The organism is Streptomyces sp. NRRL S-455, assembly GCF_000717875.1.
Lineage (GTDB): Bacteria > Actinomycetota > Actinomycetes > Streptomycetales > Streptomycetaceae > Streptomyces.
Genome location: NZ_JOCT01000033.1, coordinates 25229 through 50330 on the forward strand (window position 1 = coordinate 25229; position 25102 = coordinate 50330).

General features: G+C 71.5%; 22 protein-coding genes and 4 pseudogenes. 15 read left to right on the forward strand and 11 right to left on the reverse strand.

All coding sequences use genetic code 11. The features are described from left to right. Positions 1-8: 8 nt before the first annotated feature. Genes IE97_RS0133410 through IE97_RS0133420 form a run of 3 tightly spaced genes read right to left on the reverse strand, consistent with a single transcriptional unit; the run spans position 9 to position 4608 of the window. Positions 9-1514, reverse strand: a complete 1506-nt coding sequence (locus IE97_RS0133410; RefSeq protein ID WP_051705216.1) for an APC family permease — start codon at positions 1512-1514, stop codon at positions 9-11. Then, positions 1511-3082 carry a GMC family oxidoreductase gene (locus IE97_RS0133415; protein ID WP_030249032.1) on the reverse strand — a complete coding sequence of 524 codons (1572 nt, stop codon included), beginning with the start codon at positions 3080-3082 and terminating at the stop codon, positions 1511-1513. Before IE97_RS0133415 ends, IE97_RS0133410 begins: the two co-directional genes overlap by 4 nt. A gap of 59 nt (positions 3083-3141) precedes the next feature. Further along, positions 3142-4608 (reverse strand): aldehyde dehydrogenase family protein, encoded by a 1467-nt coding sequence (locus IE97_RS0133420; RefSeq protein ID WP_030249037.1) that lies wholly within the window; start codon positions 4606-4608, stop codon positions 3142-3144. Between the two features lie 237 nt (positions 4609-4845). On the opposite strand from IE97_RS0133420, the gene IE97_RS39515 reads away from it, so the two are divergent. Beyond that, positions 4846-5124 (forward strand): hypothetical protein, encoded by a 279-nt coding sequence (locus IE97_RS39515; protein ID WP_051705217.1) that lies wholly within the window; start codon positions 4846-4848, stop codon positions 5122-5124. 113 nt (positions 5125-5237) lie between these two features. Beyond that, positions 5238-6854 (forward strand): alpha/beta hydrolase, encoded by a 1617-nt coding sequence (locus tag IE97_RS0133430; RefSeq protein ID WP_030249194.1) that lies wholly within the window; start codon positions 5238-5240, stop codon positions 6852-6854. Here IE97_RS0133430 and hemQ read toward each other — a convergent pair whose 3' ends face one another. Both hemQ and hemG read right to left on the reverse strand, forming a co-directional pair. Beyond that, on the reverse strand, positions 6855-7598 hold the full coding sequence (gene hemQ / locus IE97_RS0133435) for a hydrogen peroxide-dependent heme synthase (protein ID WP_030249041.1): 744 nt from the start codon (positions 7596-7598) through the stop codon (positions 6855-6857). Between the two features lie 5 nt (positions 7599-7603). Beyond that, positions 7604-9307 carry a protoporphyrinogen oxidase gene (gene hemG, locus IE97_RS0133440; RefSeq protein WP_030249045.1) on the reverse strand — a complete coding sequence of 568 codons (1704 nt, stop codon included), beginning with the start codon at positions 9305-9307 and terminating at the stop codon, positions 7604-7606. 157 nt (positions 9308-9464) lie between these two features. Between hemG and IE97_RS0133445 the strand changes: the two genes are divergently transcribed. Then, positions 9465-10466 carry a DUF4349 domain-containing protein gene (locus tag IE97_RS0133445; RefSeq protein WP_030249050.1) on the forward strand — a complete coding sequence of 334 codons (1002 nt, stop codon included), beginning with the start codon at positions 9465-9467 and terminating at the stop codon, positions 10464-10466. Between the two features lie 27 nt (positions 10467-10493). After that, positions 10494-11891 (forward strand): FAD-dependent oxidoreductase, encoded by a 1398-nt coding sequence (locus tag IE97_RS0133450; RefSeq protein WP_030249054.1) that lies wholly within the window; start codon positions 10494-10496, stop codon positions 11889-11891. Between the two features lie 124 nt (positions 11892-12015). Here the strand turns inward: IE97_RS0133450 and IE97_RS0133455 are convergent, their stop codons facing one another. Continuing rightward, entirely contained in the window at positions 12016-12348 is a 333-nt protein-coding gene (locus tag IE97_RS0133455) for a hypothetical protein (RefSeq protein WP_030249058.1), read from the reverse strand. A 134-nt stretch (positions 12349-12482) separates the two neighbouring features. Here IE97_RS0133455 and IE97_RS0133460 point away from each other — a divergent pair, with 134 nt between their 5' ends. The 6 genes from IE97_RS0133460 to IE97_RS0133485 all read left to right on the forward strand — a co-directional run bounded on the left by IE97_RS0133460 (position 12483) and on the right by IE97_RS0133485 (position 18388). Next, on the forward strand, positions 12483-13301 hold the full coding sequence (locus tag IE97_RS0133460; RefSeq protein ID WP_030249062.1) for a rhomboid family intramembrane serine protease: 819 nt from the start codon (positions 12483-12485) through the stop codon (positions 13299-13301). Between the two features lie 116 nt (positions 13302-13417). Beyond that, on the forward strand, positions 13418-15157 hold the full coding sequence (locus tag IE97_RS0133465; protein ID WP_030249066.1) for a GAF domain-containing protein: 1740 nt from the start codon (positions 13418-13420) through the stop codon (positions 15155-15157). Between the two features lie 177 nt (positions 15158-15334). Then, the gene (locus IE97_RS0133470) at positions 15335-16000 is read left to right on the forward strand and encodes a GTPase domain-containing protein (protein ID WP_158708377.1); all 666 of its coding nucleotides are present in this window, start codon (positions 15335-15337) and stop codon (positions 15998-16000) included. 11 nt (positions 16001-16011) lie between these two features. Then, on the forward strand, positions 16012-16500 hold the full coding sequence (locus IE97_RS0133475) for a hypothetical protein (protein ID WP_030249075.1): 489 nt from the start codon (positions 16012-16014) through the stop codon (positions 16498-16500). After that, on the forward strand, positions 16484-17305 hold the full coding sequence (locus tag IE97_RS0133480) for a hypothetical protein (protein WP_030249079.1): 822 nt from the start codon (positions 16484-16486) through the stop codon (positions 17303-17305). The genes IE97_RS0133475 and IE97_RS0133480 overlap by 17 nt, the downstream gene beginning before the upstream one ends. A gap of 186 nt (positions 17306-17491) precedes the next feature. Beyond that, positions 17492-18388: a universal stress protein gene (locus IE97_RS0133485; protein WP_030249083.1), complete on the forward strand. Its 897-nt coding sequence runs from the start codon at positions 17492-17494 to the stop codon at positions 18386-18388. Between the two features lie 166 nt (positions 18389-18554). Here IE97_RS0133485 and IE97_RS0133495 read toward each other — a convergent pair whose 3' ends face one another. Continuing rightward, complete coding sequence (locus IE97_RS0133495; RefSeq protein ID WP_030249088.1) at positions 18555-19247, reverse strand: response regulator; 693 nt, start codon at positions 19245-19247, stop codon at positions 18555-18557. A gap of 558 nt (positions 19248-19805) precedes the next feature. Here IE97_RS0133495 and IE97_RS0133500 point away from each other — a divergent pair. From IE97_RS0133500 to IE97_RS43855, 4 genes and pseudogenes are all read left to right on the forward strand, one after another. Further along, positions 19806-20528 (forward strand): CBS domain-containing protein, encoded by a 723-nt coding sequence (locus tag IE97_RS0133500; protein WP_037845181.1) that lies wholly within the window; start codon positions 19806-19808, stop codon positions 20526-20528. 182 nt (positions 20529-20710) lie between these two features. Continuing rightward, positions 20711-21427 (forward strand): annotated as a pseudogene (locus IE97_RS0133505) (aldehyde dehydrogenase family protein); the annotation flags it as partial. Between the two features lie 328 nt (positions 21428-21755). Continuing rightward, positions 21756-22139: a hypothetical protein gene (locus tag IE97_RS0133510; RefSeq protein ID WP_158708378.1), complete on the forward strand. Its 384-nt coding sequence runs from the start codon at positions 21756-21758 to the stop codon at positions 22137-22139. Between the two features lie 35 nt (positions 22140-22174). After that, positions 22175-22311: pseudogene (locus IE97_RS43855) on the forward strand (transcriptional regulator); the annotation flags it as partial. A gap of 38 nt (positions 22312-22349) precedes the next feature. Here IE97_RS43855 and pflA read toward each other — a convergent pair. The 4 genes and pseudogenes from pflA to IE97_RS0133535 form a co-directional block, all read right to left on the reverse strand. Then, positions 22350-23096, reverse strand: coding sequence for a pyruvate formate-lyase-activating protein (gene pflA / locus IE97_RS0133520; RefSeq protein ID WP_030249101.1), 747 nt, complete (start codon positions 23094-23096; stop codon positions 22350-22352). Continuing rightward, positions 23093-23383: pseudogene (locus tag IE97_RS43860) on the reverse strand (glycine radical domain-containing protein); the annotation flags it as partial. The gene pflA and the pseudogene IE97_RS43860, both read right to left, overlap by 4 nt. A gap of 30 nt (positions 23384-23413) precedes the next feature. Further along, positions 23414-24319: pseudogene (locus IE97_RS0133530) on the reverse strand (LLM class flavin-dependent oxidoreductase); the annotation flags it as partial. Beyond that, positions 24255-24521 carry a hypothetical protein gene (locus tag IE97_RS0133535; protein ID WP_199809849.1) on the reverse strand — a complete coding sequence of 89 codons (267 nt, stop codon included), beginning with the start codon at positions 24519-24521 and terminating at the stop codon, positions 24255-24257. The gene IE97_RS0133535 and the pseudogene IE97_RS0133530, both read right to left, overlap by 65 nt. Here IE97_RS0133535 and IE97_RS0133540 point away from each other — a divergent pair. Continuing rightward, a complete protein-coding gene (locus tag IE97_RS0133540) occupies positions 24520-25065 on the forward strand; it encodes an AMP-binding enzyme (protein ID WP_030249108.1) in 546 nt (181 codons plus the stop codon). The genes IE97_RS0133535 and IE97_RS0133540 overlap by 2 nt on opposite strands. The last annotated feature ends 37 nt before the right edge of the window (positions 25066-25102 follow it).

The following is a 25102-nucleotide window of genomic DNA, read 5'->3' on the forward strand; positions in this document are numbered from 1 at the left end:
GCCCCCTTTCAGTCGTGCTTCGGGCGAGCCCGGCCGGAGGAGGCGTGCCGCCGCCTCTTCGGCACCGCGTCGCCCGCCGGCGCGTCACCGCGGCCGTAGTGATGGGTGGTGAACATGTAGAGCAGCCCGGTTCCGACCACCACGACACCGCTCAGCAGGACGATCCAGTTCTCCCACCAGGGCTTTTCCGGGGTGCGGGCCCAGCAGATGTTGACGATGGCGAAGATGCCGTAGGCCAGCGCCCCGATGTTCACCGCGAGTCCCCAGCGGCCCAGGGTGAACTCGCCCGCCGGACGCCATCCCTTGAGCCGGGCGCGCAGCGCGGCCAGCACCACCATCTGGAACGAGCCGTAGATGCCGAGGATGGCGAACGAGACGATGTTGGTGAGGGCGTCCTCGGAGAGCAGTGATGCGAAGGCGATGAGCATCGGCACCGCCGCGGACACCAGCAGCGCGTAGCCGGGAACCGCCCGTACGTGGGCGAACCGCCGCAGCAGCCCGTGCCCGACGATCATCTCGTCGCGGGCGTAGGAGTAGATGAGCCGGCCGGCGGCGGCCTGGAGGCTGATCGTGCAGGACAGGAAGGAGATCAGCACCACGGCCATCACGGCCCGCGCCCCGGCCGCGCCCATGGCGTCGTACAGCACGTCCACCACGGGGTCGGTCTGCTCACCGGAGATGACCGCCTCGTAGTCGGTGACCGACAGCAGCAGCGACATGCAGGTGAACGTGGCCGCGGCGCCGCCGATGTAGATGGTGCGGCGCATGGCGCGCGGGATGACGCGGCCCGGGTGGGCGACCTCCTCGGCGGTGTCGCCGCACGCCTCGAAGCCGTAGTACTGGTAGAAGCCGATGATGGCGGCCGCGAGGAACACCGGCAGGTAGGAGCCGTCTCCCTCGGTTCCGTAGGTGTCGAAGATGACGCCGAGGCCGTGGTGGCGGTGGGTGGCCAGCAGGTAGATGCCGACGACGAGAGCGCCGATGAGTTCACCGGCGAAGCCGATGATGGCCGCCGCCGACAGTGCCTTGGTGCCCATGTAGTTGATGAGGATGGCGACCAGGATGAGCACGGCGGTGCACAGCACCGTGGTGTGCACGGTCGGGTCGAAGCCGAACAGGATGGCGATGTAGGGGCCGGCGCCGTAGGCGACGGCGGTGATGGTCACCAGCAGCGCCCACATGTACACCCAGCCGGTCATCCATGCCCAGCGTGTGCCCCACAGCCGCCGCGCCCACGGGTAGACACCGCCGGCGATGGGGTACTGGGCGACGATCTCGCCGAAGATCAGCGCCACGAGGAACTGGCCGCAGCCGGCCAGCACGAACGCCCAGATCATCGGCGGTCCGCCTTCGGCGAGCGCGGTGCCGAAGAGGGTGTAGGTGCTCACCACCGGGGAGAGGTAGGTGAAGCCGAGGGCGAAGTTCGCCCAGGGTCCCATGTCCTTGCGGAACTCCGAGCCGGGCTCCCCTCCGGGGACGCCCGACGCGGGGGCGGGGGGCTGCGTACCGGTCACCGCCGCGCCCCCCGGTCCTCGGGCCCGGGACGGCCGGTGATCAGGTCGGCGGCGCGTTCGGCGGCGAGCAGGACGGTCACCATCGGGTTGATGGTGGGCATCGTCGGGAACACCGACGCGTCGACGATCCGCACGCCCTCCACGCCCCGCAGTGTCAACTCGGGGTCGCACACGGCCAAGGGGTCGTCCGGGGCGCCCATACGGCAGGTGCCCGCCGGGTGGTAGACGGTGTGCGCCGCCCGGCGTCCGTACTCGGAGAGGCCGGCGTCGGAGACGACGTCCGGGCCTGGCGCCACCTCGCGGACGAGCCAGTCGCGCAGCGGGGCGGTGGCGGCGACCTCACGGGCGACCTTCAGACCGTCCACGATGGTGCGCTCGTCGTGGCCCTCGGGGTCGGTGAAGTACCTGAAGTCCAGGGCGGGATGCTCGTCGGGGTCGGCGCTGCGCAGCCACATGCGGCCGGTGGAGCGGGCACGCGGCACGTTGGGCGTCATGCACACCCCGTACCGCGGCACCGGGTAGCCGAGGCGTTCGGTGTTGACCGTGAACGGCACCTGGTAGAAGTGGAACATCAGGTCCGGGCGGGGTTGGCTCCTGTCGCGGCGCAGGAACAGGCCGGCGTCGGAGTCCATGGCGGAGTTGGGCGGCAGCGGACCGGCGATCTCCCAGACGATCACGGACTCGGGGTGGTCCAGCAAGTTCTCTCCCACCCCGGGCAGGTCGGCCGTCACGTCGATGCCCAGGGCGCGCAGGTCGTCGGCGGGTCCGACGCCGGACAGCATCAGCAGGCGCGGGGTGTCGACGGCGCCCGCGCACAGCACCACTTCGCGCTCGGCGCGCACGGTGGCGGGCTCGCCGTCGGCGCCCCGGACGGCGACGCGGGTCAGGCGTCCCGAGTCGTCGGTGAGCAGCCGGTGTGCCCAGGTCTCCAGCAGGAGCGTGAGGTTGGGCCGGTCGAGGACCGGGTGCAGGTAGGCGACGGAGGCGGAGGAGCGCAGGTTGCCCTCCGGCTGGTAGGCCAGGGAGAAGAAGCCGGTGCCGTCGGGGAAGGGCTCGGCGTTGAAGTCGTCGACGACGGGGACGCCGAGGGCGCGGGAGGCGGCGGTGACGAAGTCCTTGGCGATGGGGTTGCGGTCGGCCTCGGCGACCGGGACGATCCGGGTCTGCAGCCGGTCGCGGTAGGGGAGGATCGTCGCCGGGTCCCAGCCGGAGCAGCCCCGGCTCACCCAGTCGTCGAGGTCCCGCGGCAGCGGCAGGAAGCTGATCAGCGTGTTGTGCGAGGAGCAGCCGCCGAGCACACGTGCCCGTGAGTGCAGGATGTGGGAGTTGCCGCGGGGCTGCTCGACGGTGGTGTAGCCGTAGTCGTACTCCGAGCCGAGCAGGTTGATCCAGTTGCGCAGGCGCAGGATGCGCTCGTCGCCGACGTCGCTGGGGCCGCCCTCGATGACACAGACGCGGCAGTCGGGATCCTCGCTCAGCCGGGCGGCGAGCACACAGCCGGCGGTGCCCCCGCCGACGATGACGTAGTCGTAGGCGGACTCGGCGCCGTGCGCGGTGGTGGGGGCCATGCGTGCCCTGCTTTCTTGGTCGTTCGGTGCGCCACGGGCTGGCGGTGTGCTGCCGGGGGTCAGCCCTTGAACCAGCCGGAGGGGGCGGGGGCCAGGTTCTGGTAGATGTGCTTGGCCTCCTGGTACTCGCGCAGCCCGGTGGGGCCCAGCTCGCGCCCGACGCCGGAGCGGCCGAAGCCGCCCCATTCGGCCTGCGGCACGTAAGGGTGGAAGTCGTTGATCCACACGGTGCCGTGCCGCAGCCGCTGTGCGACGCGCTGGGCGCGGCTCGCGTCGGAGGTCCACACGCCGCCGGCCAGGCCGTAGCGGGTGTCGTTGGCCAGGCGCACCGCCTCGTCCTCGGTGTGGAAGCGCTCGACGGTGACCACCGGGCCGAAGACCTCCTCCTGGACGATCCGCATGGACCGGTGGCAGTCGGCGAAGACCGTCGGCAGCAGGAAGAAGCCGCGGCTCAGGGCGGGGTCGTCCGGGCGGGTGCCGCCGGTGACGAGGCGGGCACCCTCCTCTTGGGCGATGGCGATGTAGCGCTCGACCTTCTCGCGGTGTTCGGCGGAGCTGAGCGGGCCGCTCTCGGTGCCGTCCTCCATGCCGTTGCCGAGGCGGATCGCGGCCGCGCGGCGGGCGAGGGTCCCGACGAACCGGTCGTGCAGCGCGTCCTGCACGAGCAGGCGGGAACCGGCCGAGCAGACCTGCCCGGAGTGCAGGAACGCGGCGTCCAGCGCGTAGTCGACGGCGGCGTCGAAATCGGCGTCGGCGAAGACGATGTTGGGGTTCTTGCCGCCGAGTTCCAGGGCGATGTTCTTCGGCCCCTCGGCGGCGCCGGTCATGATGGCGCGTCCGGTGGCGAGGCCGCCGGTGAAGGACACCAGGTCGACCTCGGGGTGGGTGGTCAGGGCGGCGCCGACGGTCGCCCCGGAGCCCAGCACCAGGTTGGCGACCCCGGGCGGTGCGCCGGCCTCCTCGATGAGCCGGATCAGGGCGATCGTGGTGAGCGGTGTGGTCTCGCTGGGCTTGAGGACGAAGGTGTTGCCGGCGGCCAGGGCCGGGGCGACCTTCCAGGAGGCCTGGAGCAGCGGGTAGTTCCAGGGGGCGATGAGCGCGCACACGCCGACCGGCTGGTAGACGACGCGGCTGAGGACGTCCGGGCCGACGTCCACCACCCGGCCGCCGTCCTTGCCGGCGAGTTCGGCGAAGTAGCGGAAGGCGTTCGCCACGTCCTCCACGTCGATCCGGGCCTCGGCCAGTGTCTTGCCGGTGTCGAGCGTCTCGGTGCGGGCGATGTCCTCCTGGTCGCGCAGCAGCAGGTCGTGGACGCGCAGCAGCAGGTCGGCCCGGCGGCGGGAGGTGGTGTTCGCCCAGTCCTCCTCGTCGAAGGCACGCCGGGCGGCGCGTACGGCGCGGTCGACGTCGGTGGCGTCGGCCTCGTCGACGGTGGTGATGACGGACGCGTCGTAGGGGTTGACCACCTCGCGCCGGCCACCGGCCGCCGCCTGTGTCCACTCGCCGTCGATGTGCAGCTCACCCACCGCGGGGCCTCCTTGGCATCCGGCCGGCGCCGATCGGCTCGACCGTCAGCAACATGGCCCATCCGGGGGTCGGCGGCCATGGGGCGCACCGCCGCGAGGGCGTCCGGGCGCTCCAGAGGACCCGGGTGGACTAGTGCCGCGGCAGGCGACGTTCGCCCCGCCGCGACGCCCGGCACGCCGGGATCACGTACCGGACGGGGCTCCTGAACGAGTAAACGTCGCCTGCTGCGGCACTGGTTGGGGCCTGAGTCGACGCAGACCCCCGCGGTAGGGCGGTGGTCGGTCATAGGAGCCATCGGCCCCGCCGGGCAGTGCCGGATCACGCCGGTTTGGGCCACCGCCGCCACCGCCGCCACCGCGGACGCGGTACGCCGTATCGCCGACCGGCTGGAGGGCGCGGGGCCGGCGGTGCCCGACAGCGCCCGTGCGACGGTGGCGGCGGCCGTCCGGCAGGTGCGCGTGGCGGACGTCGCCGTGCTCGGCCCGGGCGTCGCCGCGCTGACCATGAGCGACTGACGGACCGTGGCTCACCGGGGCATCGGGCCCGACACCGGCGGACGGTGCTTGCCTTCCCGCACCCCCGAACCAAACATCCCTTTTGTCGCCGACGTGCTCCGAAGGGATACGTGATGAGAGCCGCCCTCCTCTACTCGGCCGCGGGCTCCTTGCTGTTGAGCGCCCTCACCGCGGCGCCGGCCGCCACGGAGCGGGGGACGGCCGAGGTGCGCGGCACCGCGGTGGCCGCCGCGCGGGCCAGGGCGGCCGGTGTCGACTTCGGCCCGTGCCCCGACGCGCGGGACCTGCCGGGCAGCATGCGGTGCGGCACGGTGACCGTCCCGCTGGACTACGCCCGGCCGCACGGCAGGCAGATCCGGCTCGCCGTCAGCCGGGCCCGGGCCACGCACAAGGACCCGCGCAACAGCAAGCGCAAGGTTCCGCGCCAGGGCGCCCTGGTCTACAACCCGGGCGGGCCGGGTGCCTCCGGCCTGTACTTCCCGCTCATGGGGCTGCGTCCCGAGTGGAAGCGGATCGCGGCCGCGTACGACCTGGTCGGCTACGCCCCGCGCGGGGTCGGCCGTTCCGCGCCGCTGTCCTGCGAGAACCCGAAGCGGTTCTTCCAGGGGCCCACGCAGGCGCCGACGCACCCCTCCGAGTCGTACAAGAAGCAGCGCGTCGCCCGGGCGAAGGCGTACGCGCGTGGCTGCGCCGAACGGGCCGGCGGCGCACTGCGTCACTACCACTCGCCGAACAACGCACGCGACCTCGACGTGCTGCGCGCCGCGCTCGGCGAGAAGAGGCTGACCTTCGTGGGCTCGTCGTACGGGACGTACTTCGGGGCCGTCTACGCGACGCTGTTCCCCGCGCACGTGCGGCGCATGGTGTTCGACTCGGTGGTCGACCCGGACCCCGGGGAGATCTGGTATCGCAACAACCTCGACCAGTCGGCGGCGTTCGAGGGCCGCTGGGCGGACTTCCGGAGGTGGGTCGCCCGCCACCACGACGTGTACGGGCTGGGCAGCACCGCGCGGGAGGTGCGGCGCAGCTACGAGCGGGTGAGCGCGCGACTGGCCGTGAAGCCGGCCGGAGGGAAGGTCGGGCCGGGGCAGTTGCAGGGGGCGTTCCTGCAGGCCGGGTACTACGACGACCAGTGGCCGCGGCGGGCGCACGCCCTGTCGGCGTACCTCAGAGGTGATCCCGGGCCGCTGATCGAGCAGGCGGCGCCGCGGCCGGAAGCCGCGGCCGAGGCGGAGAACACCCGCGCGGTGTACGTGGCCGTGGAGTGCAACGACGCGCCCTGGCCGACGGACTGGACGGTGTGGGACCGGGACAACACCCGGCTCGCGCGGGTGGCACCCTTCGAGACCTGGGAGAACGTGTGGACGAACCTGCCGTGCGCCTACTGGCGGGGGCCACGGCAGCGCCCCGTCGATGTCGGCGCCGGGCCGGGCGAGCTGCCGCCGACGCTGATCATCGCCGCCGAACGGGACGCCGCCACGCCCTACGACGGAGCCCTCGAACTCCACCGCCGTCTGGCGGGCTCGGTCCTGGTGACCGAGCGGGACGCCGGCGCGCACGGCCTGGCGGGCGGGCCGAACGCCTGCGTGGGCGGCCACCTGGAGGCGTATCTGCTGGAGGGCCGCCTCCCGGGCCGGCGTACGGACTGCGCCCCGCACGCGGAGCCGGAACCGCACGCGCCGCACCGCGCGGCCCCGGGCGGGTCCGGGGCCGGACGGCCGCCTCGTTGATCAGGCGAGGCCCGCGACCAGGTCGGCGATGTCCTTGCGGCGGCCGGTGAAGAACGGCACCTCCTCGCGGACGTGCCTGCGGGCCTCCGAGGCGCGCAGGTGACGCATGAGGTCGACGATGCGGTACAGCTCGTCGGCCTCGAAGGCGAGGATCCACTCGTAGTCGCCGAGGGAGAACGAGGCGACGGTGTTGGCGCGGACGTCCGGGTAGCCGCGGGCCATCTTGCCGTGGTCGGCGAGCATGCGGCGGCGGTCCTCGTCGGGCAGCAGGTACCAGTCGTAGGAGCGCACGAACGGGTAGACGCTGACGTAGTCGCGGGGCGTCTCGTCGGCGAGGAACGCCGGGATGTGCGAGCGGTTGAACTCGGCGGGGCGGTGCAGCGCCATGTTCGACCACACCGGCGTGAGCGCCCGGCCCAGCCTGGTGCGGCGGAAGAGGTTGTACGCCTCCTGCAGCGCGTCGCTGGTCTCCGCGTGCCACCAGATCATGAGGTCGGCGTCGGCGCGCAGGCCGGAGACGTCGTACGTGCCGCGGATCGTGACGTCCTTGGCGGCGAGCTGGTCGAACAGCTCCTGGACCTCGTCGGCGTACCCGGTGCGGTCCTCGGGCAGGACGTCCTTCAGCTTGAAGACGGACCAGAGCGTGTAGCGGATGACCTCGTTGAGGTCCTTGGCCAGCTTGCCCTTGTTCGGGATGCGGTCGGGCGCGGTGCTGGAGGCCGGGGTGGAGGCGTCGTCACTCATGCTCCTCATTCTCCCGCTCCGCCGTGCAGGCTCTGCACCGGGTGGGCGGTGAGCTCCTGCACACCGCGCAGGTCACCCTGGATCTGGTCCACGGCCGCGTACGCGCTCGCGATGCAGGCCGGGATGCCGACGCCGTCGTACGGGGCACCGCACACGGCGAGCCCCGGGAGCTTCGCGACGTGCTCGCGGATACGGGCCACGCGGGCGTGGTGGCCGACGGGGTACTGGGGCAGGCCGTCGTCCCAGCGGGTGACGCGGGTGGCGACGGGGGTGGCGGCCAGGCCGGTCGCGGCCTTCAGGTCGTGCCGGGACACCTCGACGAGTTCGCTGTCGTCGCGCTGGAGGATCTCCGTCTCGCCGTACCGTCCGACGGAGGTCCGCAGGACGACGAGGCCGGGGTTCTCGTCGGCGATCCAGCCCCATTTGCGCGAGGCGAAGGTGGAGGCCTTGATGGTGCGCCCGTCCACCGGCGGCACCAGGAAGCCGCTGCCCTCGGGGAGGACCGCCTCGGCCCGGCGGTAGGCGAGCGTGACCAGGGCCATGGAGGCGTACTCGACGCCGCTGAGCCCGGCGGCGGCCTCGGGACTCTCGGTGCGCAGGAGGCGGGCGGCGGCCGGGGCGGGGACGGCGAGAACCACCGCGTCGGCGTACAGCACGCGGTCACCGGCGACGACGCGCCATACCGCGGGCGGCTGCGGCGTCGCGGAGGTGGCGGCGGGGCCGCGGCCGGTGGCCGGTGGCCGGCCCGGGTCCGACCCGCCCTCGAGTCCGGTGTCTCGCGCCCCACCGGCTTCGGCCGGGTCCGGCGAACCCACGCCCCCCAGGCCCCGCGACCCACCCACGTCGCCCGGGACCGGGGAACCCATGCGCCCGACGCCCCGCGGCCGGCCCCCGTCGGCCGGGGTCGGCCGCCCGAGGTCCGCCGGCTCGCCGGCCGCGTCCGGCGGAGCCACCCTGCGCAGCTCCGTCACCGGCGTGCGCGTGAGGATCTCGCCCCCGCGAGCCCGGACCGACTCCGCCACCGCGAGGGGCAGGGTGCCCACGCCGCCCTCGATGCCCGTGAACACCGGGCCGGTCTGCTGGGCGGCGGCCGCCCTGGCCTGGATCTCGCGGACTCCCTCCGTCAGGGAGGCGTGGGCCCTGGCCGCCTGGAAGAGCTGCGGAACGGCCGAGCGCATCGAGATGCGGTACGCGTCGCCCGCGTACACGCCGCCCAGCAGGGGTTCCACCAGGCGGTCGACGACCTCGCGGCCGAGGCGCGCCGCCACGTACTCCCCCACCGCCGCGTCGTCGCCGACCTCCGTGCGGGGCAGCTCGGCGTCCCGCTCGATGCGGGCGAGGCCCTCGTCGGACAGCACGCCGGACAGGGCGGCGGCGGTGCCGGGCACGCCCATCACATGCCCCTTGGGCATGGGGCGCAGCGCGCCGCGCGTCCAGATGGACGCCGTAGCCGTGGCGGGCGGCTGGAGGCGGTCGGCGAGGCCCACCTCGCGGGCGAGCGCCACCGCCTCGGGGCGGCGGGCCAGCATCGACTCGGCGCCGAGGTCCACGCGGCCGCCCGCGATCTCCCCGGGCAGCAGCTTGCCGCCGACCCGGTCGGAGGCCTCCAGCACGGTCACCCGCGCCCCTCGCTCCAGCAGCCGGTGCGCGGCGGCAAGACCCGCGATGCCGGCCCCGATGACGACGACGTGCTCTCGTGCTTCGCGCATGCCCCCAGCCTCTCAGACCCCACCGGCAGCGCTCCCGGGGCCCGGTGTCCCGCACGAGTCCCGACCGTGACCGCATCGGAACCGTCCCGGGCCAAACGTCCGGCACGGTCCGGGCGTCGAAGTAGCGTCAGCGAAATCGACCCCGGGGGATGCCCGCATGCGCACACAACGACCCGCACGACGTTCCGCACCGCCCCTGGCCGCCCTCCTGCTGGCCGCGGCCCTCGCGGTCACAGGGTGCAGCGGCAGCGGCGGCGACATGGGCGGAAGCTCGGCCGACCGCGGAATGGCCGCGTCCCAGGGGGACGCCAAGGCCGACGCGAAGGAGGCCGCTCCGGGCGGCGCCGGAAGCGGTGCCCGGGCGACCGCGCCGCCGAAGCTCACGCCGAACCACATCATCCGCACGGTGTCTCTGACCGTGCAGGTCAAGGACACCCCGAAGGCCCTGGAGGAGGCCCGCGCCGGCACCGAGAACGCCGGCGGCTACGTCGGCGACGAGACCACCACCCGGGACGAGGAGGGCCGCGAACGCACCCGGGTCGTGCTGCGCGTGCCCGTCGAGAAGTACGAGGAGGTCCTCACCGCCCTGGAGGGCGCCGGCAAGCTCCTCGACCGCAGCGCGAAGGCCCAGGACGTCACCGACCAGGTCGTGGACGTGGAGAGCCGGATCAGGTCGCAGCGTGCCAGCGTGGCCCGGATCCGGGAGCTGATGGACCAGGCGACGAAGCTCAGCGACGTGGTGACCCTGGAGGGCGAGCTGAGCAGCCGCCAGGCGGACCTGGAGGCGCTGCTGGCCCGGCAGGCGTCCCTGAAGGACCGCACGAGCCTGGCCACCATCACCCTCTCGCTGTCCGAGACACCGGTGAAGAAGGCGGAGAAGAACGACGACCCGGGGTTCGTGGACGCGCTCGCGGGCGGCTGGAACGCGTTCGTGACGATGCTGCGCTGGCTCGCGGTGGCACTCGGCGCGCTCCTGCCGTTCGCGACGGTGGCCGCCCTGATCACGCTGCTCTGGCTGCGCGTCGTACGTCCCCGCCTGCCGCGCCGCCCGCGACCGGCGCCCGCGCCCGCGTCCGCCATGAGCGCCCTCGGCCCGCTGCCGACGGCCCGGCCGGCGCCGGAGTCCGGGACTTCGCGAACCCAGGGTGAGCAGGACTGAAATGCCTTGCTCCCGTAGCGTGTTCGCATGAGCATGAGCCGCACGCGGGGAACACGGGAGCGACTGGTCGTGATCGGCGGCGACGCCGCGGGAATGTCCGCGGCGTCGCAGGCACGCCGTCTGAAGAAACCCGACGAGCTGGAGATCGTGGCCTTCGAACGCGGCCACTTCACGTCGTACTCGGCGTGCGGCATCCCGTACTGGGTGGGCGGCGACGTCCCGGACCGGGACGAACTCATCGCCCGCACCCCCGAGGAGCATCGCGCGCGGGACATCGACCTGCGGCTGCGCACCGAGGTCATGGAGCTCGACCTCGACGGGCAGCGGGTGCGCGCACGGGACGTCGACTCCGGCGCCGAGTCCTGGACGTCGTACGACAAGCTCGTGATCGCGACCGGGGCCCGGCCGATCCGGCCGGACATGCCCGGCATGGACGCCCCCGGGGTGCACGGTGTGCAGACCCTGGACGACGGCCAGGCGCTGCTCGACACGCTGGCAGGCACGAGTGGCCGTCACGCGGTGGTCGTCGGGGCCGGCTACATCGGTGTGGAGATGGCCGAGGCGCTCATCAAGCGCGGCTACGGGGTGACGGTCGTCAACCGCGGCAGCGAGCCCATGTCGACCCTCGACCCCGACATGGGCCGCATGGTGCACGAGGCCATGGAGGGCCTGGGCATCACGATGGTCAACGACGCCGAGGTCACCGAGGTCCTGACGGGGGACGACGGCCGGGTGCGCGCGGTCGCGACGAAGGAGCGGGAGTTCCCGGCGGACGTCGTCGTGCTCGGCATCGGCGTGCGCCCCGAGACGACCCTCGCGAAGGCGGCCGGTCTCCCCCTGGGCACGCACGAGGGTCTCCTCACGGACCGGTCGATGCGGGTGCGCGGCCACGAGAACATCTGGGCCGGCGGCGACTGCGCCGAGGTCCTGGACCTGGTCTCGGGCCAGGAACGGCACATCCCGCTGGGCACGCACGCCAACAAGCACGGCCAGGTCATCGGCACCAACGCCGGCGGCGGATACGCCACGTTCCCGGGCGTGGTCGGCACGGCGGTCAGCAAGGTCTGCGATCTGGAGATCGCGCGCACGGGACTGCGCGAGAAGGACGCACACCGCGCGGGTCTGCGTTTCGAGGCGGTCACCATCGAGTCGACCAGCCGGGCCGGCTACTACCCGAACGCCTCCCCCATGACGGTCAAGATGCTCGCGGAACACCGTACGGGCCGCCTCCTCGGCGTCCAGATCGTCGGCAGGGAGGGCGCGGGCAAGCGGGTCGACATCGCGGCGGTCGCCCTCACGGCCGGCATGACGGCGGAACAGATGACGGCCCTGGACCTCGGCTACGCCCCACCGTTCTCCCCCGTCTGGGACCCGGTCCTGGTAGCGGCGCGCAAGGCGGCGGCGAAGGTCCGCGGTTCCTTGTAGAGGGCGGTGCGGTCATGCCCTCCAGGGGCGCGGGGCTGCATCACTGTGCGGCTCCGCCGCGCGGGCGCGAACGGCCACAACGGCCCCGCACCCGGCAGCGAACCCGCACCCCTGCGGCGAAAGCCTAGGCAGTCCCAGCAGTCCCGTTGATCCGGTCGATCGCCTGCCGCGCCTGCTCCGCCGGCGGCCGCGACGGCAGCGACGAAACCGACGCCGAGGCGGCCGTCACCGCCGGCGGCTGCTCCCCCGCCGGCTTCGCGTGCGCCGCGATCCGCGAGGAACGCAACCGGTGACTCACCGCCTCGTCCAGCGTCACGGGCCGCCGCATCTGAGAGGCCAGCCGCCCGGCCTCCTGGCCGAGGCGGGCCACGTCCTCCCAGGGCAGCCGCACCACCAGCGTCAGCTCCGCCTCGCCGTCGGGCAGTGCGTGCATGGGAGGAGTAACTCGGTCGTTCATCGCCTGTTCCTCACGTCGGCCCCGCGACCCGCCTTCCCCGCGCCGCGGGCGGTTGCCGAGACATACGCACACCTGGACGACTGTGTTCAGCCGTGTCCCCGATTCACCGGCGACTCGATGGGAACACGTGTGAGGTGGTCATCCCCGTCCATGACGTGAACCCCGCGCGACGCACCCCCTGGGTGACGTACGCGCTGCTCGCCGCCAACATCGTCGTGTTCCTGCTCACCCCCGGCATGGCCGGCTCCGTGACGGGCGGGAGCAGCCTGGCCGAACTGTGCCACCTCCAGGCGTTCCTGGACCATTACGCGGCGGTGCCCAGGGAGCTGATCCACCATCAGATGCCACGGCTGGTGCCCACGGGCGACGTCGGGGTGGGTGCGCGGGGAGCCGGCTGCGTGGTCGGCCCCCCGCCCTACGACAAGTCCCCGGAACTCAGCGTCCTGACGGCGATGTTCCTGCACGGCAGCTGGCTGCACCTGCTGGGCAACATGCTGTTCCTGTGGATCTTCGGCAACAACATCGAGGACCGGTTGGGACACATCCGGTTCCTGCTCTTCTACGCCGTCTGCGGATACGCGGCCGCGTATGTGTTCGCCCTTGCCGACTCCAGCTCGGCCGGCCCCCTGATCGGCGCCTCCGGGGCGATCGCCGGCGTGCTGGGCGCCTACCTCGTGCTGTACCCGAAGGCCCGGGTCTGGGTCCTGGTCCCCTTCCTGATCTTCCTGCCGCTGCGGCTGCCGGCCTGGCTCGTCCTCGGCTCCTGGTTCGCGCTCCAGGCGGTGTACTCGTCCGGTGAGGGCGTCTCCGAGGCGGGGACCGTGGCCTACCTGGCGCACGTCGCGGGTTTTGTGGCGGGCATGCTGATCGCCTGGCCGCTGCGTCCCGGCACCCCGCCCCCGCCGGAGCCGCGCGGTGTGCTGTTCGGCAGGCGCGCACGGCCCGGGTGGTGAGGACGGCCGACCCGGCCCAAGGGCCGGCGACCGCCTCGACAGGTGTGCTCACGTGGAGGGCGGACCGTTCCGGCATGATGAGGGGTGCCAGCGACACCTGATCCGGAGGAGCGGGGATGGCGGACAGTCCGGCCGAGGAGCGCAGGAGCCGTCCGGCGGCACCCCAGTTGCGGCTGGATGAGCTGCTGGAGGGACTCCAGGCGCAGGTGGAGCAGGTCCGCGCGGCCCGGGACCGGGTGCACACGCTGCTGGACGCGGTCCTCGCCATCGGCACCGATCTGGATCTCGACGTCGTACTGCGGCGGATCACCGAGTCCGCGGTCACCCTGGTGGACGCCCGGTACGGGGCCCTGGGCGTGCTGGGTGAGGAAGGGAAGATCCGGCAGTTCATCACGGTCGGCATGGACGAGGACACCATCCGCGCCATCGGCCACTATCCCGAGGGCCAGGGCATCCTGGGCCTGCTGATCAGGGAGCCGGAGCCGCTGCGGCTGGCCGACCTGGGCCGGCATGCCGACTCGGTGGGCTTCCCCGAAGGCCATCCGCCGATGACGACGTTCCTGGGCGCGCCGGTGCGCGTGCGCGACCAGGTCTTCGGAAATCTGTACCTGACCGACAAGCGCGGCGGCGCGGAGTTCGACGACGATGACGAGGCGGTGCTGCGCACCCTCGCGGCCGCGGCGGGCGTCGCGATCGACAACGCGCGCCTGTACGAGGACACCCGCCGCAGGGAGCGGTGGCTGGCGGCGAGCAGCGAACTGACCCGCAGCCTGTTGTCCGGCACCGACCCGGACCAGGTGCTGCACCGAGTCGCCGCGACCGTCAGGGAGTTGTCCGGCGCTGATCTGGTGACGCTGGCGGTGCCGTTCGACGGCGGCGACGAGCTGGTGATCGAGGCGGCCGACGGCGAAGGCGCCGAGCGGGTGCAGGGATTGGTGCTGGCCGCCACCACACTGGCCGCGAAGGTCTACCACTCCAACGAGCGAATCACCAGCGGTGCGCTGTCCGGCGAGGCTCAGGCGGGAGGCGGCTCCGCGGCGCTGATCGATCTGGGGCCGGGGTTCCTGCTCCCGCTGGGAGGCGGCGAGCATGTCCGCGGGGTCCTGCAGGTCGCCAACCGGGCCGGCGGGGCCGGGTTCTCGGACTCCACCATGACCATGATCAGCGGTTTCGCCGACCAGGCGGCGCTGGCGCTGGAGATCGCCGAGCACCGTCGCGAGGCCGACCAGTTGCTGGTGCTGAGCGATCGCGATCGCATCGCCCGGGACCTGCACGACCTGGCCATCCAGCGGCTGTTCGCCTCCGGCCTGACACTGAACTCGGTACTCGGCCGCGTCTCCGACCGGCCCCAGGTGGCCGAGCGGGTCCAGCGGGTCGTCGACGACCTCGACGACACCATCAAGACGGTACGGGGCACGATCTACGCGCTGCACGAGCGCGACCGCTCCGACGGCCGCGGCGGACTGCGCGCGAAGCTTCTCGCCGAGACCGACCAGGCCGCCGCTGTGCTGGGTTTCAGTCCCGCTCTGCGGATGTCCGGTCTGCTGGACACCGACGTGCCCTCCGGCCATGCCGAGCACCTCGTCGCGGTGCTGCGGGAAACGCTGTCGAACGCCGCCCGGCACGCGCATGCCACCGCCGTCGAGGTCGCCGCCGAGACGGATGGCAGCCGGCTGCGGCTGCGCGTCGCCGACAACGGAACCGGTATCGACCCGGCCGTCGCCCGCCGCAGCGGCCTGGACAACCTCCGCCGGCGCGCCACCGACCTCGGCGGCAGCTTCACCCTCACCCCGAACGAGCCCACCGGCACGGTCGCGGAATGGGCGGTGCCGTTGCCCGCACACATGCACGCCTGACCCTGTCGGAACTCGCGTTCGACAAACATCTCCCGCGAGCCGAAAGCCAACAGCCGCCGAGGGCACCGATTTATGTGATTCCTGACATCGATCTTCATCCGTCTGCTTTGATTGATCATCGATTGGCGAGCGTCGAGAGACTTCTCTGAGCTCCCTCATTTGTGCAAGGAGCACGCTTTGCCGCTGCCTGTGATCGTCGGTGCCGTCGTGCTGACGGGAGCAATCGGGACGGCTGTCGCCGTTCGTCGTCTCAAACGTCCCGCAAAGATCATCTTGCTCGGTGAAGGGATGAGCGGCAAGACCACTCTGCTGAACACCTGGCAGGGCAAGTGGGGTGAGCCGGTGCACCGGACCCACCCAGCGGGCGAGTTCATCGGACGAATCCGGCTGGACACCGGGAAGAAGGTTCTCTGGGTCGACAAGCCGCTCAAGTTCAGGAACGTCAAGGACTTCAGCGGGATGGACGAGATCCTCGACGCCTCCCGAGACGGCGTGGAGGCGGCCCAATACATCATCTACCTCATCAAGGCACCCCATCTCGAAGCGGATGAGGAAGCCCCCGGAGCATCCGAGGCGTATGAGCGGCTGGCTGCTGACGTCGCCCGTATCAAGAGATACAGCACCAAGATCAAAAAGGTGATCTTCGTCATCACTTTCGCCGACAAGGACCCCCGATACGATCTGCTGGGCTCGGCCGCCTATCTGACTCGTGTGCGCGGGCAACTCAGCGACCTCATCAGCCTGCTGAGTATGCGCGAAAAGACCAAGGTGGTGGTCGGCAGCCTCGCCACTCTCGAATCCGCCGAACTCCTCGCGAGCGAAGTCGTCCAGGCGATGCTATGAGCGTCCGTCTGATGCTGGTCTACGCGGAATACGAGAGCGGCGAGCCGCCCTTCGTCTGGCTCGACGGGATGCGCCGGAGCCCCGAGGAGAAGCGACGGGCCATCCACGTGATCGGCCGACTCGGCCGAGAAGGGCGGCACCGCCGCGGGGAGCCGGGTCTGGCAGTTCGCTTCAGGGGTTGGCTGCTGATCCAGACAACAGTCGGGCTCCGGCATGACGGCAGTGGGCCACAGGGTGTCGTCGTGATCGTCGAAGGCCCCGACGCCGCGACTGGTTGGGAGGCCGCGGTCACGGAACGGATCACCGAGGTACTGCTCGCCGGCCGGATCACCGTGGATCGTGAGAAGTTCCGCTCCGTTCTGGAATGGGGTGCCAGATCGAGGATCGAGGAGGGGAAGCAGGCCCTGAAGGCCATGGTGGGAGACCCATGGGCGGCCGCCAGAACAAGAAGGAAGCGAATCGACCAGAAGACAGATGGGGAACATGCAGATTCCGGATGAACTGGCCGATCGGCTGCTGACCGTATCGCTGGAGGACTTCGTTCGCATCTCCGACGACGACCCGGAGCGGCTGCGTGACCATCGCATCACGATCGTGCCGGTTCCGCTGTTCGGCCGGTGGAAGCGCTTCCCCGAGTTGCGGGAGACCGTCCTGCATCCTGACCTGGCCTATGTGCGCGATCGTGACACCGCCTATCGCTATGTGGCAGCCGAGAACGCGATTCAGGGGACAGCGTTGCGGAAGTGCCGTCTCGCACTCAAGGTATGCAAGGAACTCGGGGCCAGGTCGCTGCACGTCATGGAGTCTCGGGCGGAGTCAGGCGGGTACAGCGTCGACAACGAGTACACCGCTCAGACACGGGCCGGACGGAACGGAGAGGCGCGCAAGAAGCCGTCGAACGCGAGCCTGTCCGTCGAGGAGAAGAGTTCGCTCCGTCTTGCCGCCCATCTACGTCGCGATCTGAAGCTGACCATCGAGGCGGAAGGGAACTGGCCAGGCCACGCGCCTTCGATCGCAGGAGCCCTGGGGGTCCTGGATGGGTACGATCCGAGCGACGTCGAAGACCTGCGAATCTTCATTGAGCAGCGGGACGGGACGCATAATGTGACCACAAGTCTTTCGCTCGTGGTCAATCTGCTCAGCGAGCTGAATCGCGATTTCGATCTGTTCTGCAAGACCGCCGCCGGTCTCGAGGCAACACTGGGACGCCGGCAGGTGAAGGCCGAAGCGAGCATGAGCAACACATTCAAGATCCAGTTCGAACGAACGAGGATGGTCTCGCTCGCCCTCAAAGTCGAGTTCTGAATGGTGCCGCCCGCACGCGGTCGAGGCGGCACACGCGCCATCGACCCCCGACATCCCCGGCCCGTTCGTCAGGGCCGTACGCCGCCACGGGTGGGGCCGATCGGCCCTGCTGCCGAGAGGCCTCCGGCTGACACCGTGTCAACGGGACGCGGAAGGCGCCCCGTTCACTGCCAGGAGGTCCTTGCCATGCCCCGTACCGTGACCGTCGGAGTGGACGGCTCCCCCGAGAGTCTCGCCGCCGCGGAGTGGGCCGCGCGCGAGGCGGAACTGCGTGGTCTCCCCCTGCACCTGGTGCATGCCTGGGACTGGCAGCCCTACGCCCTGCCGGTGCCTGACAACGCGGCACACCGGCACTGGGGTGGGAAGGTCCTGCGCGAGGCGACCAAGCGGCTGCACGAGCACCACCCCGGCCTCGAGATCACCTCCCAGCAGGTTCCGCAACCGCCCATGACGGCGCTGGTGTCGGCGTCCGCGGACGCCGAACCGCTGGTCATCGGATCCAGAGGCCTCGGCGGCACCGTGGGTTTCCTCGTCGGTTCCGTCGGGCTCGCTCTCGTCGCGCACACCGACCGCCCCGTCGTCCTCGTACGCTCCGGTGTGAGCGCCGAGGACGAGCACCGGCTGGACGCGGACGGCCGGCCGTCGAGCACCACGCCGTACCGGGACGTCGTGCTGGGGCTGGACCATCAGCACCCCGACGACGCGGTCATCGCGTTCGCGTTCGAGGCGGCGGCCCGTCGTTCGGCCAGGCTGCGCGTGGTGCACGGATGGAGCCTGCCGCCCTATTTCGCGTACGGGCTTCCCCCGGACCCGGTACTCAACGCAGAACTCGCCCGTGAGGAGGCGAACGCCGTCGAGGCGGTCCTGGCGCCGTGGCGCGAGAAGTTCCCCGGTGTGGAGGTCGTGGAGCAGACCTCGGCCGGCAGCGCCGGCGACCATCTGGTGGACGCCGCCCGGGAAGCGTCGCTGGTCGTCGTCGGCCGTCGCATCCGGCGTACCCCGCTGGGTGCCCGCATCGGACCCGTCACGCACACGGTCCTGCATCACGCCACGGCGCCGGTCGCGGTGATCCCGCACGAGTGACCCAAGGACCGAGTGATGGCGAGGAGGTGTGGCGGTGTCCGGGCCAGGCGGGGATCCACGGTCAGTGAGGCGCCGCCATGCACGACGGCGCGGCCGGTGCGGCCGAAGCCGTTGATGCCCGCCTCCGCGTTCATGTGCCCTGCGGGTAGGGGCCGTGTGGGGAGGCTCAGTGTCCTTCGTGCCGCAGCCGGTCCTGGGCCTGGGTGGCGATGACCGCCGCCTGGATGCGGCGCTCCACGCCGAGCTTGGCGAGCAGGCGGGAGATGTGGTTCTTGACCGTCTTCTCGGCGAGGTAGAGCCGCTGGCCGATCTGGCGGTTGGTCAGGCCCTCGCCGATCAGGGCCAGGATCTCCCGCTCGCGGGCGGTGAGCCCCGGCAGGGCGTCCGGCTCCTCCTCCGGCTGCTGGTTCTGGCGCAGCCGGGCCATCACCTTGGCGGTGGCGCTCGGGTCGAGCAGGGACTGGCCGACGGCCACCGCGCGCACGGCGGAGACCAGGTCCGTGCCCTGGATCTGCTTCAGCACGTATCCGGAGGCGCCGGCCATGATCGAGTCGAGCAGGGCCTCCTCGTCGTCGAACGAGGTGAGCATCAGGCAGGACAGGTCCGGCATGCGCGAGCGCAGCTCGCGGCAGACGGTCACGCCGTCGCCGTCGGGCAGGCGCACGTCGAGCACGGCCACCTGCGGACGCAGCGCGGGAACGCGCACCAGGGCCTGTTCGACGGTGCCGGCCTCGCCGATCACAGCGATGTCCGGCTCGTCGTTCAGCAGGTCGCGCACCCCGCGCCGTACCACCTCGTGGTCGTCCAGCAAGAAGACCCGGATCGGGTTGTCGGTACCGGGTCGCTCGCTGTCCGCCATCGACGGCTCCTGTTCTGTCTCGTCTGTGTCGTCCGTGTCCCGCACCGGAACACGCCTCTCATGGGCGGGACCGGTCCATCCCTGTCGCAGATCTTGCGCGATGCAGCACTGAACGGCCAGGGCCGACCGGCCCTTTTTGCTCTCACGTTTCCGCCTTCCCACGGGTAGCGGTCTCTTTCGCACGGGGCCTGACGGCGCCACTGCCAGGGCAGGCCGGCACTTCCCCGCGGCGGCGGCGTGCCCGGGTGACGGCCGGTATCACCGCCGCCCCCCGGGGGCCGGCCGACGAGAGGGCGCTTCGGCCAGGGAGCTCGGTACCGGTCGGCCCTGCCCCTTCAAGCCCGGTGCGCAGGAGGCTGAAGAGGCATCAGGGGGCCGGCCACCCGGGACAGTCCAACGGGAGAGCGGCAGCGGTCTGGCCGCCCTCACAAGTGGGTCCCGGCTCCCGATGCCCACCGCGCACCACAAGGCCCGACGGGGATACGGGCCGGCCCGGAGCGGCCGTACGCAGGGAAGACCGGTGGCCCTCCACAGGCACCAGCGGAGAAGGGAACTGCCGTGAAGACCCGCAAGGTGGGCGAAGTGATGACCCCCGACGTCATCCAGGCGTACCAGGACACACCGTTCAAGGACGTGGCACAGCTCCTGGCCCGGCACCGGATCAGCGGCCTGCCGGTGGTGGACTCCGACGACAAGGTCCTCGGCGTCATCTCCGAAACCGACCTGGTGCACCGGCAGGCGGCGCAGGCCGAGCGCGGCCGGGAAGGGCGCTTCCGGCTGCCGGCACTGCGCCGCACGGCACGTGTCGCGGCGGCCAAGGCCCGCGCCATGACCGCCGGGCAGCTGATGACGACACCCGCGATCACCGTGCACCCGGAGCAACGCGTCGCGGCCGCGGCGCGAGTGATGGAGCGTCACCGCATCGAACGGCTGCCCGTGGTGGACGAGGAGCACCGCCTGATCGGCATCGCCACCCGCCGTGACCTGCTGCGGGTCTTCCTGCGCACCGAGGCGGAGATCCGTCAGGAGATCATCGACGAGGTACTGACCCACGCCATGTGCCTGCCGCCGCACACTGTCCTCGTCTCGGTCCACGACGGCACGGCCACGCTGGAGGGACGCCTGGAACGCCGCAGCGACATCCCGGTGGCGGTCCGGCTGACCTGGCGGGTGGACGGCGTGGTGGGTGTGCTGAACGGCCTCACCTTCCGTGACGACGACACCCGCCCGCCCGAGAAGCACTCCTCCCGGATCGCCCGCCACTGGCTTTCCGAGCGGTGACCCCGACCGGCCCCGGCGACCCGGGCCGGTCGGGCCCGGACCGGGACCTTCGACGCCTGGGGGGCGGCTCCCGTCCGCGGGACGGTGGCGGTGGGAGCGGTACCGGCGCCCGCGGTGCCGCTCCCGCACGGCAGGCTGCCGGACTTCCGGCCTACGACCTCGACGATGGAGGCACAACCCTCATGACCCGACAGGACGCCCGAACCAGCCCCGCCGCCCCGGGCGGCGAGCCGTCCGAGACCGTCATCGCCGTCGACCGGCTGGTCACGAACGGGCTCAAGGCTCTCGCCGACTATGAGGATCTGACGCAGGAGCAGGTCGACCACATCGTCAGGAAGGCGTCGGTCGCCGCCCTGGACCAGCACACCGCACTGGCCCGCCTGGCGGTGGAGGAGACCGGACGCGGTGTCTTCGAGGACAAGGCGGCCAAGAACATGTTCGCGTGCGAACACGTCACGCACAGCATGGGAGGTATGAAGACCGTCGGTGTCATCGCCCGTGACGACATCGAGGACATGGTCGAGATCGCGGAACCGGTGGGGGTGGTGTGCGCGATCACTCCGGTCACCAACCCGACCTCCACCACGATCTTCAAGGCGCTGATGGCGCTGAAGACCCGCAATCCGGTCGTGTTCGCCTTCCACCCCTCCGCCCAGCGGTGCAGTGCCGAGGCGGCCCGGGTCGTGCGCGACGCGGCCGTCGCCGCGGGCGCTCCGGAGCACTGCGTCCAGTGGATCGAGACCCCGTCGGTCGAGGCGACCGGCACGCTCATGCGCCACCCGGGCGTCTCGCTGATCCTGGCCACCGGCGGCAACGCCATGGTCAAGGCCGCCTACTCGGCCGGCAAGCCCGCCCTGGGCGTCGGCGCCGGCAACGTCCCGGCCTACGTCCACAGAGCGCCAGGCTCCGCGGAGTACCGGTCTCACCACGGCTGAATTTCAGTCCGGGCCCCGATCCCTCAGGTCGCCCGGACGGGTTCTGGTGGCGCAGACGCCCTGTGGTGAAGGCGGAAGATCCCGTATCGAGTGTGCCCGGAGCGTGGGAGATGTGCGCCCGCATGTCGAAAGGGTGTGACTTTGTGTCCATAGAGGGATCCCAGCGGCACGTCGGCCCTTTGCGGGCGCCTACCGTCAGAGACGCGCTCCGTATCCCGCACCGGGGCGAAAAGCGCCGGCAGGGTACGGGTTGCCACATCAGTGAGACAGCAATAGCCAGATGAGAGGGATCATGAGTTCTTCGATGCTCCGACGGCTGTCCGCTGCCCTGGTTGCCGCCGCCGCGGTGGTGACTGCGGGGGCGGCTTCCCCGGCCACGGCCGCGCAGCAGCAGCCGTCCGCGGACTACTGGGCGTTCTGCTGGATGGCCCCGGCCGGATCGTTGAAGGTCACGTTCGCTGACGGGGACACCTCCTGCCTCAGCGGCCAAGGCTATGTGGGGTTCAGCCCGAACGACCCGGCCTGGACCGTCCACAAGATAGAGACGAACAACAACTGGGGCTCGGCCGTGTACCCGGGTACGGTAGACCCGCCGAAGAGGGATTTCGGCCGCGAGCAGGTCCACGTCCTCGACTCGCGCCTCAACGGGATCTTTCTGAACACCCGGTATCCCTGACCCGCGGGGCAGACGCGGCCTTCAGGAATCACCGCACCTCCGAGCACATCGCGACCAGCGCGAACACCACCCCGTGGTGATCAGGCGGCTGATCGGCGAGCTGCGCAGAGCCGGACTCGTGGACGTGTACGAGGCAGTGGAGCCCGGCCCGCGTCACACTCGCGGACGTACTCCGGCACGTACTCGCGGCACCTCGCTCGCGCTCCTCGGTCACAGTGCCCGAAGGCCGTGCTCCCGGAACTGCTCGCGCACCCGCTCCGTCAGGTCGGGTCCCGGCGCGGGTGTGTCGCGCAGCGGGAAGGGGATGCCCAGCGCCTCGTACTTGCGGGCGCCGAGCTTGTGGAACGGCAGGACGTCCACCCGGTCGACGTTGCCCCGCCCGGCCAGGAACGCGCCCAGGCCGTCGACGGCCGCCGGGGCGTCGGTCCACCCGGGAACGAGGACGTAACGGATCCACACCGGGACGCCGAGCCGGTCCAGGCGGGTGGCGAAGTCCAGGGTCGGGGAGAGGTCTCCTCCGGTCAGCTTCCGGTAGGTGCGGACGTCGAAGGACTTGATGTCCAGCAGGACCAGGTCGGTGTCGGTGAGCAGTTCGTCGGTCGCGCGGGCGCCGAGGAAGCCGGAGGTGTCGAGGGCGGTGTGCAGGCCGAGTTCCTTGCAGCGGCGGAAGACCGCGGCCGTGAAGGCGGGCTGCAGCAGCGCCTCGCCGCCGGTGAGGGTCACTCCCCCGCCGGCGGTGGTGATGAAGGGCCGGTACTTCTCGATCTCGGCCAGCACCTCGTCGACGGTGGTCCGCTTGCCGTCGCGCATGTGCCAGGTGTCCGGGTTGGCGCAGTACAGGCAGCGCAGCGGGCAGCCGCTGAGGAAGAGCACGAACCTGGTCCCGGGACCGTCCACTCCCGTGGACAGGTCCCAGGAGTGGATCCGGCCCGTCACCGGCTCGACGGTGGTGTTCACAGTGATCCGTGGAAGGTGCGGCTGATCACGTCGAGCTGCTGCTCGCGGGTCAGGCGGACGAAGTTGACCGCGTACCCGGAGACCCGGACCGTCAGCTCCGGGTACTTCTCCGGGTGTTCCATGGCGTCCTCCAGCGTCGCCCGGTCCAGGACGTTGACGTTCATGTGGAAACCGCCCGAGGCCATGTACGCGTCGAGAATGCCGGCCAGGTGCGCGGCACGCTCGGCCGGGTCGTGCCCCAGGCCCTCGGGGGTGATCGTCGTGGTGAGCGAGATGCCGTCGATGAGCGGTTCGCGTCCCATGGACCAGCCCTGGGGAAGATGCCGGGGCGCTGAGCGGGGGTTGTCGTGAAGGACGAGGTAGCCGGCCTGGGCGTACGGCTTGGCGCCGGGCGCGCCCGGCTCGCCGGTGAGGCGGCGCCAGCGGGCGGTGTTCATACGCTGCTGTTCGGGGGTGAGTGCGGTGTAGAGCCAGCCGTCGGCGTGTTCGGCGGTCCATTCCAGTGGCAGCCCGCCGCGGCCGGTCATCAGCATCGGCAACCGGCCGTGGAGCGGTTTCGGTACGAGTTCCACGCCGGGTGCCAGGTCTCCGAGTGGTGACGCGTATCCGGCGGTGGACCGTCCGGTGAGGTGGCGGAGGTAGTCCCAGCCGTCGCGCAGCCGTGCTCCGATATCCGCTCCGGCCAGGCCGAAGGTGGGTACTTCGGCGGGGCGGTCCCCGGCGGCGAGGCCGAGCAGCATCCGTCCCCGTGTGAGGTGGTCGACGGAGACCGCGGCCTTGGCGACATGGGCGGGGTGACGCAGGGGGAGCACGGTGCTGGCCGTGCCGAGGGTGATGCGCCGGGTGACGGTGGCCAGTGCGCCCAGGTACACCCAGGGGTCGTAGAGCTGTCCGCCGTCCCCCGGGCCGGGCACGAGGAGCGGGACATCGCGCAGCCACAACGACGCGAAGCCCAGGTCCTCGGCGACGCGGGCGAGCTCCAGATGGTCCGTCACGGTGGGAAGGTCACCGGCGAACGACTCCAGGGGCGCGATCAGTCCGAGCGTCGCCCGGCCCCCGGGGAAGGCTCGTGCCATCCCCGGGTGCGCGGCGAAGGACGGCGTACGGACCGCGGTGGGCTCAGTGCGCATGGGACCGGGGGTGTGACCGGAGGGCCTGCTACAGCCTGGCGTTCTCCTGCTCCAGATGCGCGATGCGCTGCCGGACGGGCTTGAGCGCGTCATCCAACTCGGCCGCGGTGTAGCGGGGTTCGATGTGCTGGGCGCAGTCCCAGTCGTACGCCTCGACCTGGACGAGGACGATCCGCTCGACGTTCGCCCGGTAGCCGCCGGGCAGCACGTCACCGGCCGCCTCCGGCCACCGGTCGACGCCGGCGGTCCGGGCACGGCCGAGGATCTTCAGCCGGCTCCGGGAGGGACAGTCCATGAGGAGCAGCGAGACACGGTCGTCGCAGACCGCCCTTGACCTGACGGATCGCCCGCTGGGTCTGATGCGGGGCTACGTGGGAGACGAGGCCCGTACGGAGAAGGCGTTCGCCGACGGCTACTACCACACGGGGGACCTCGCGCTGCGTACCCCGGACGGCGCGCTCACCTATCTGGCGCGCGCCGACGACATGTTCAAGGCGTTCGACCACCGGATTTCCCCGCGCGAACTGGAGGACGTGCTGCTGCGCCACGCGGCGGTGGCCGACGCAGCCGTGGTGCCGGTGCCCGATCCGGTGGGCCTGTGGGCGCCCAAGGCCTATGTGGTCCCCACGGCGGACCACCCTGCCGGGCCCGGCACGGCGCAGGGGATCCTGGAGCGGGTGCGGGCGCAGTTGCCGCCCGAGAAGTGGGTGCGGGTGATCGAGTTCGTGCCGTCCCTGCCGCGTACCACTTCGGGGAAGGTACGCCGCGCCGAGTTGAGGGAGCGGGTGGCGGGCGGCGTCGAGCACCGCATCGACGTGCGGGAGCCCCACGGAGGCTGATCTCGCCGTTCCTCTCGCGCTGCGGCCGGTCACACCG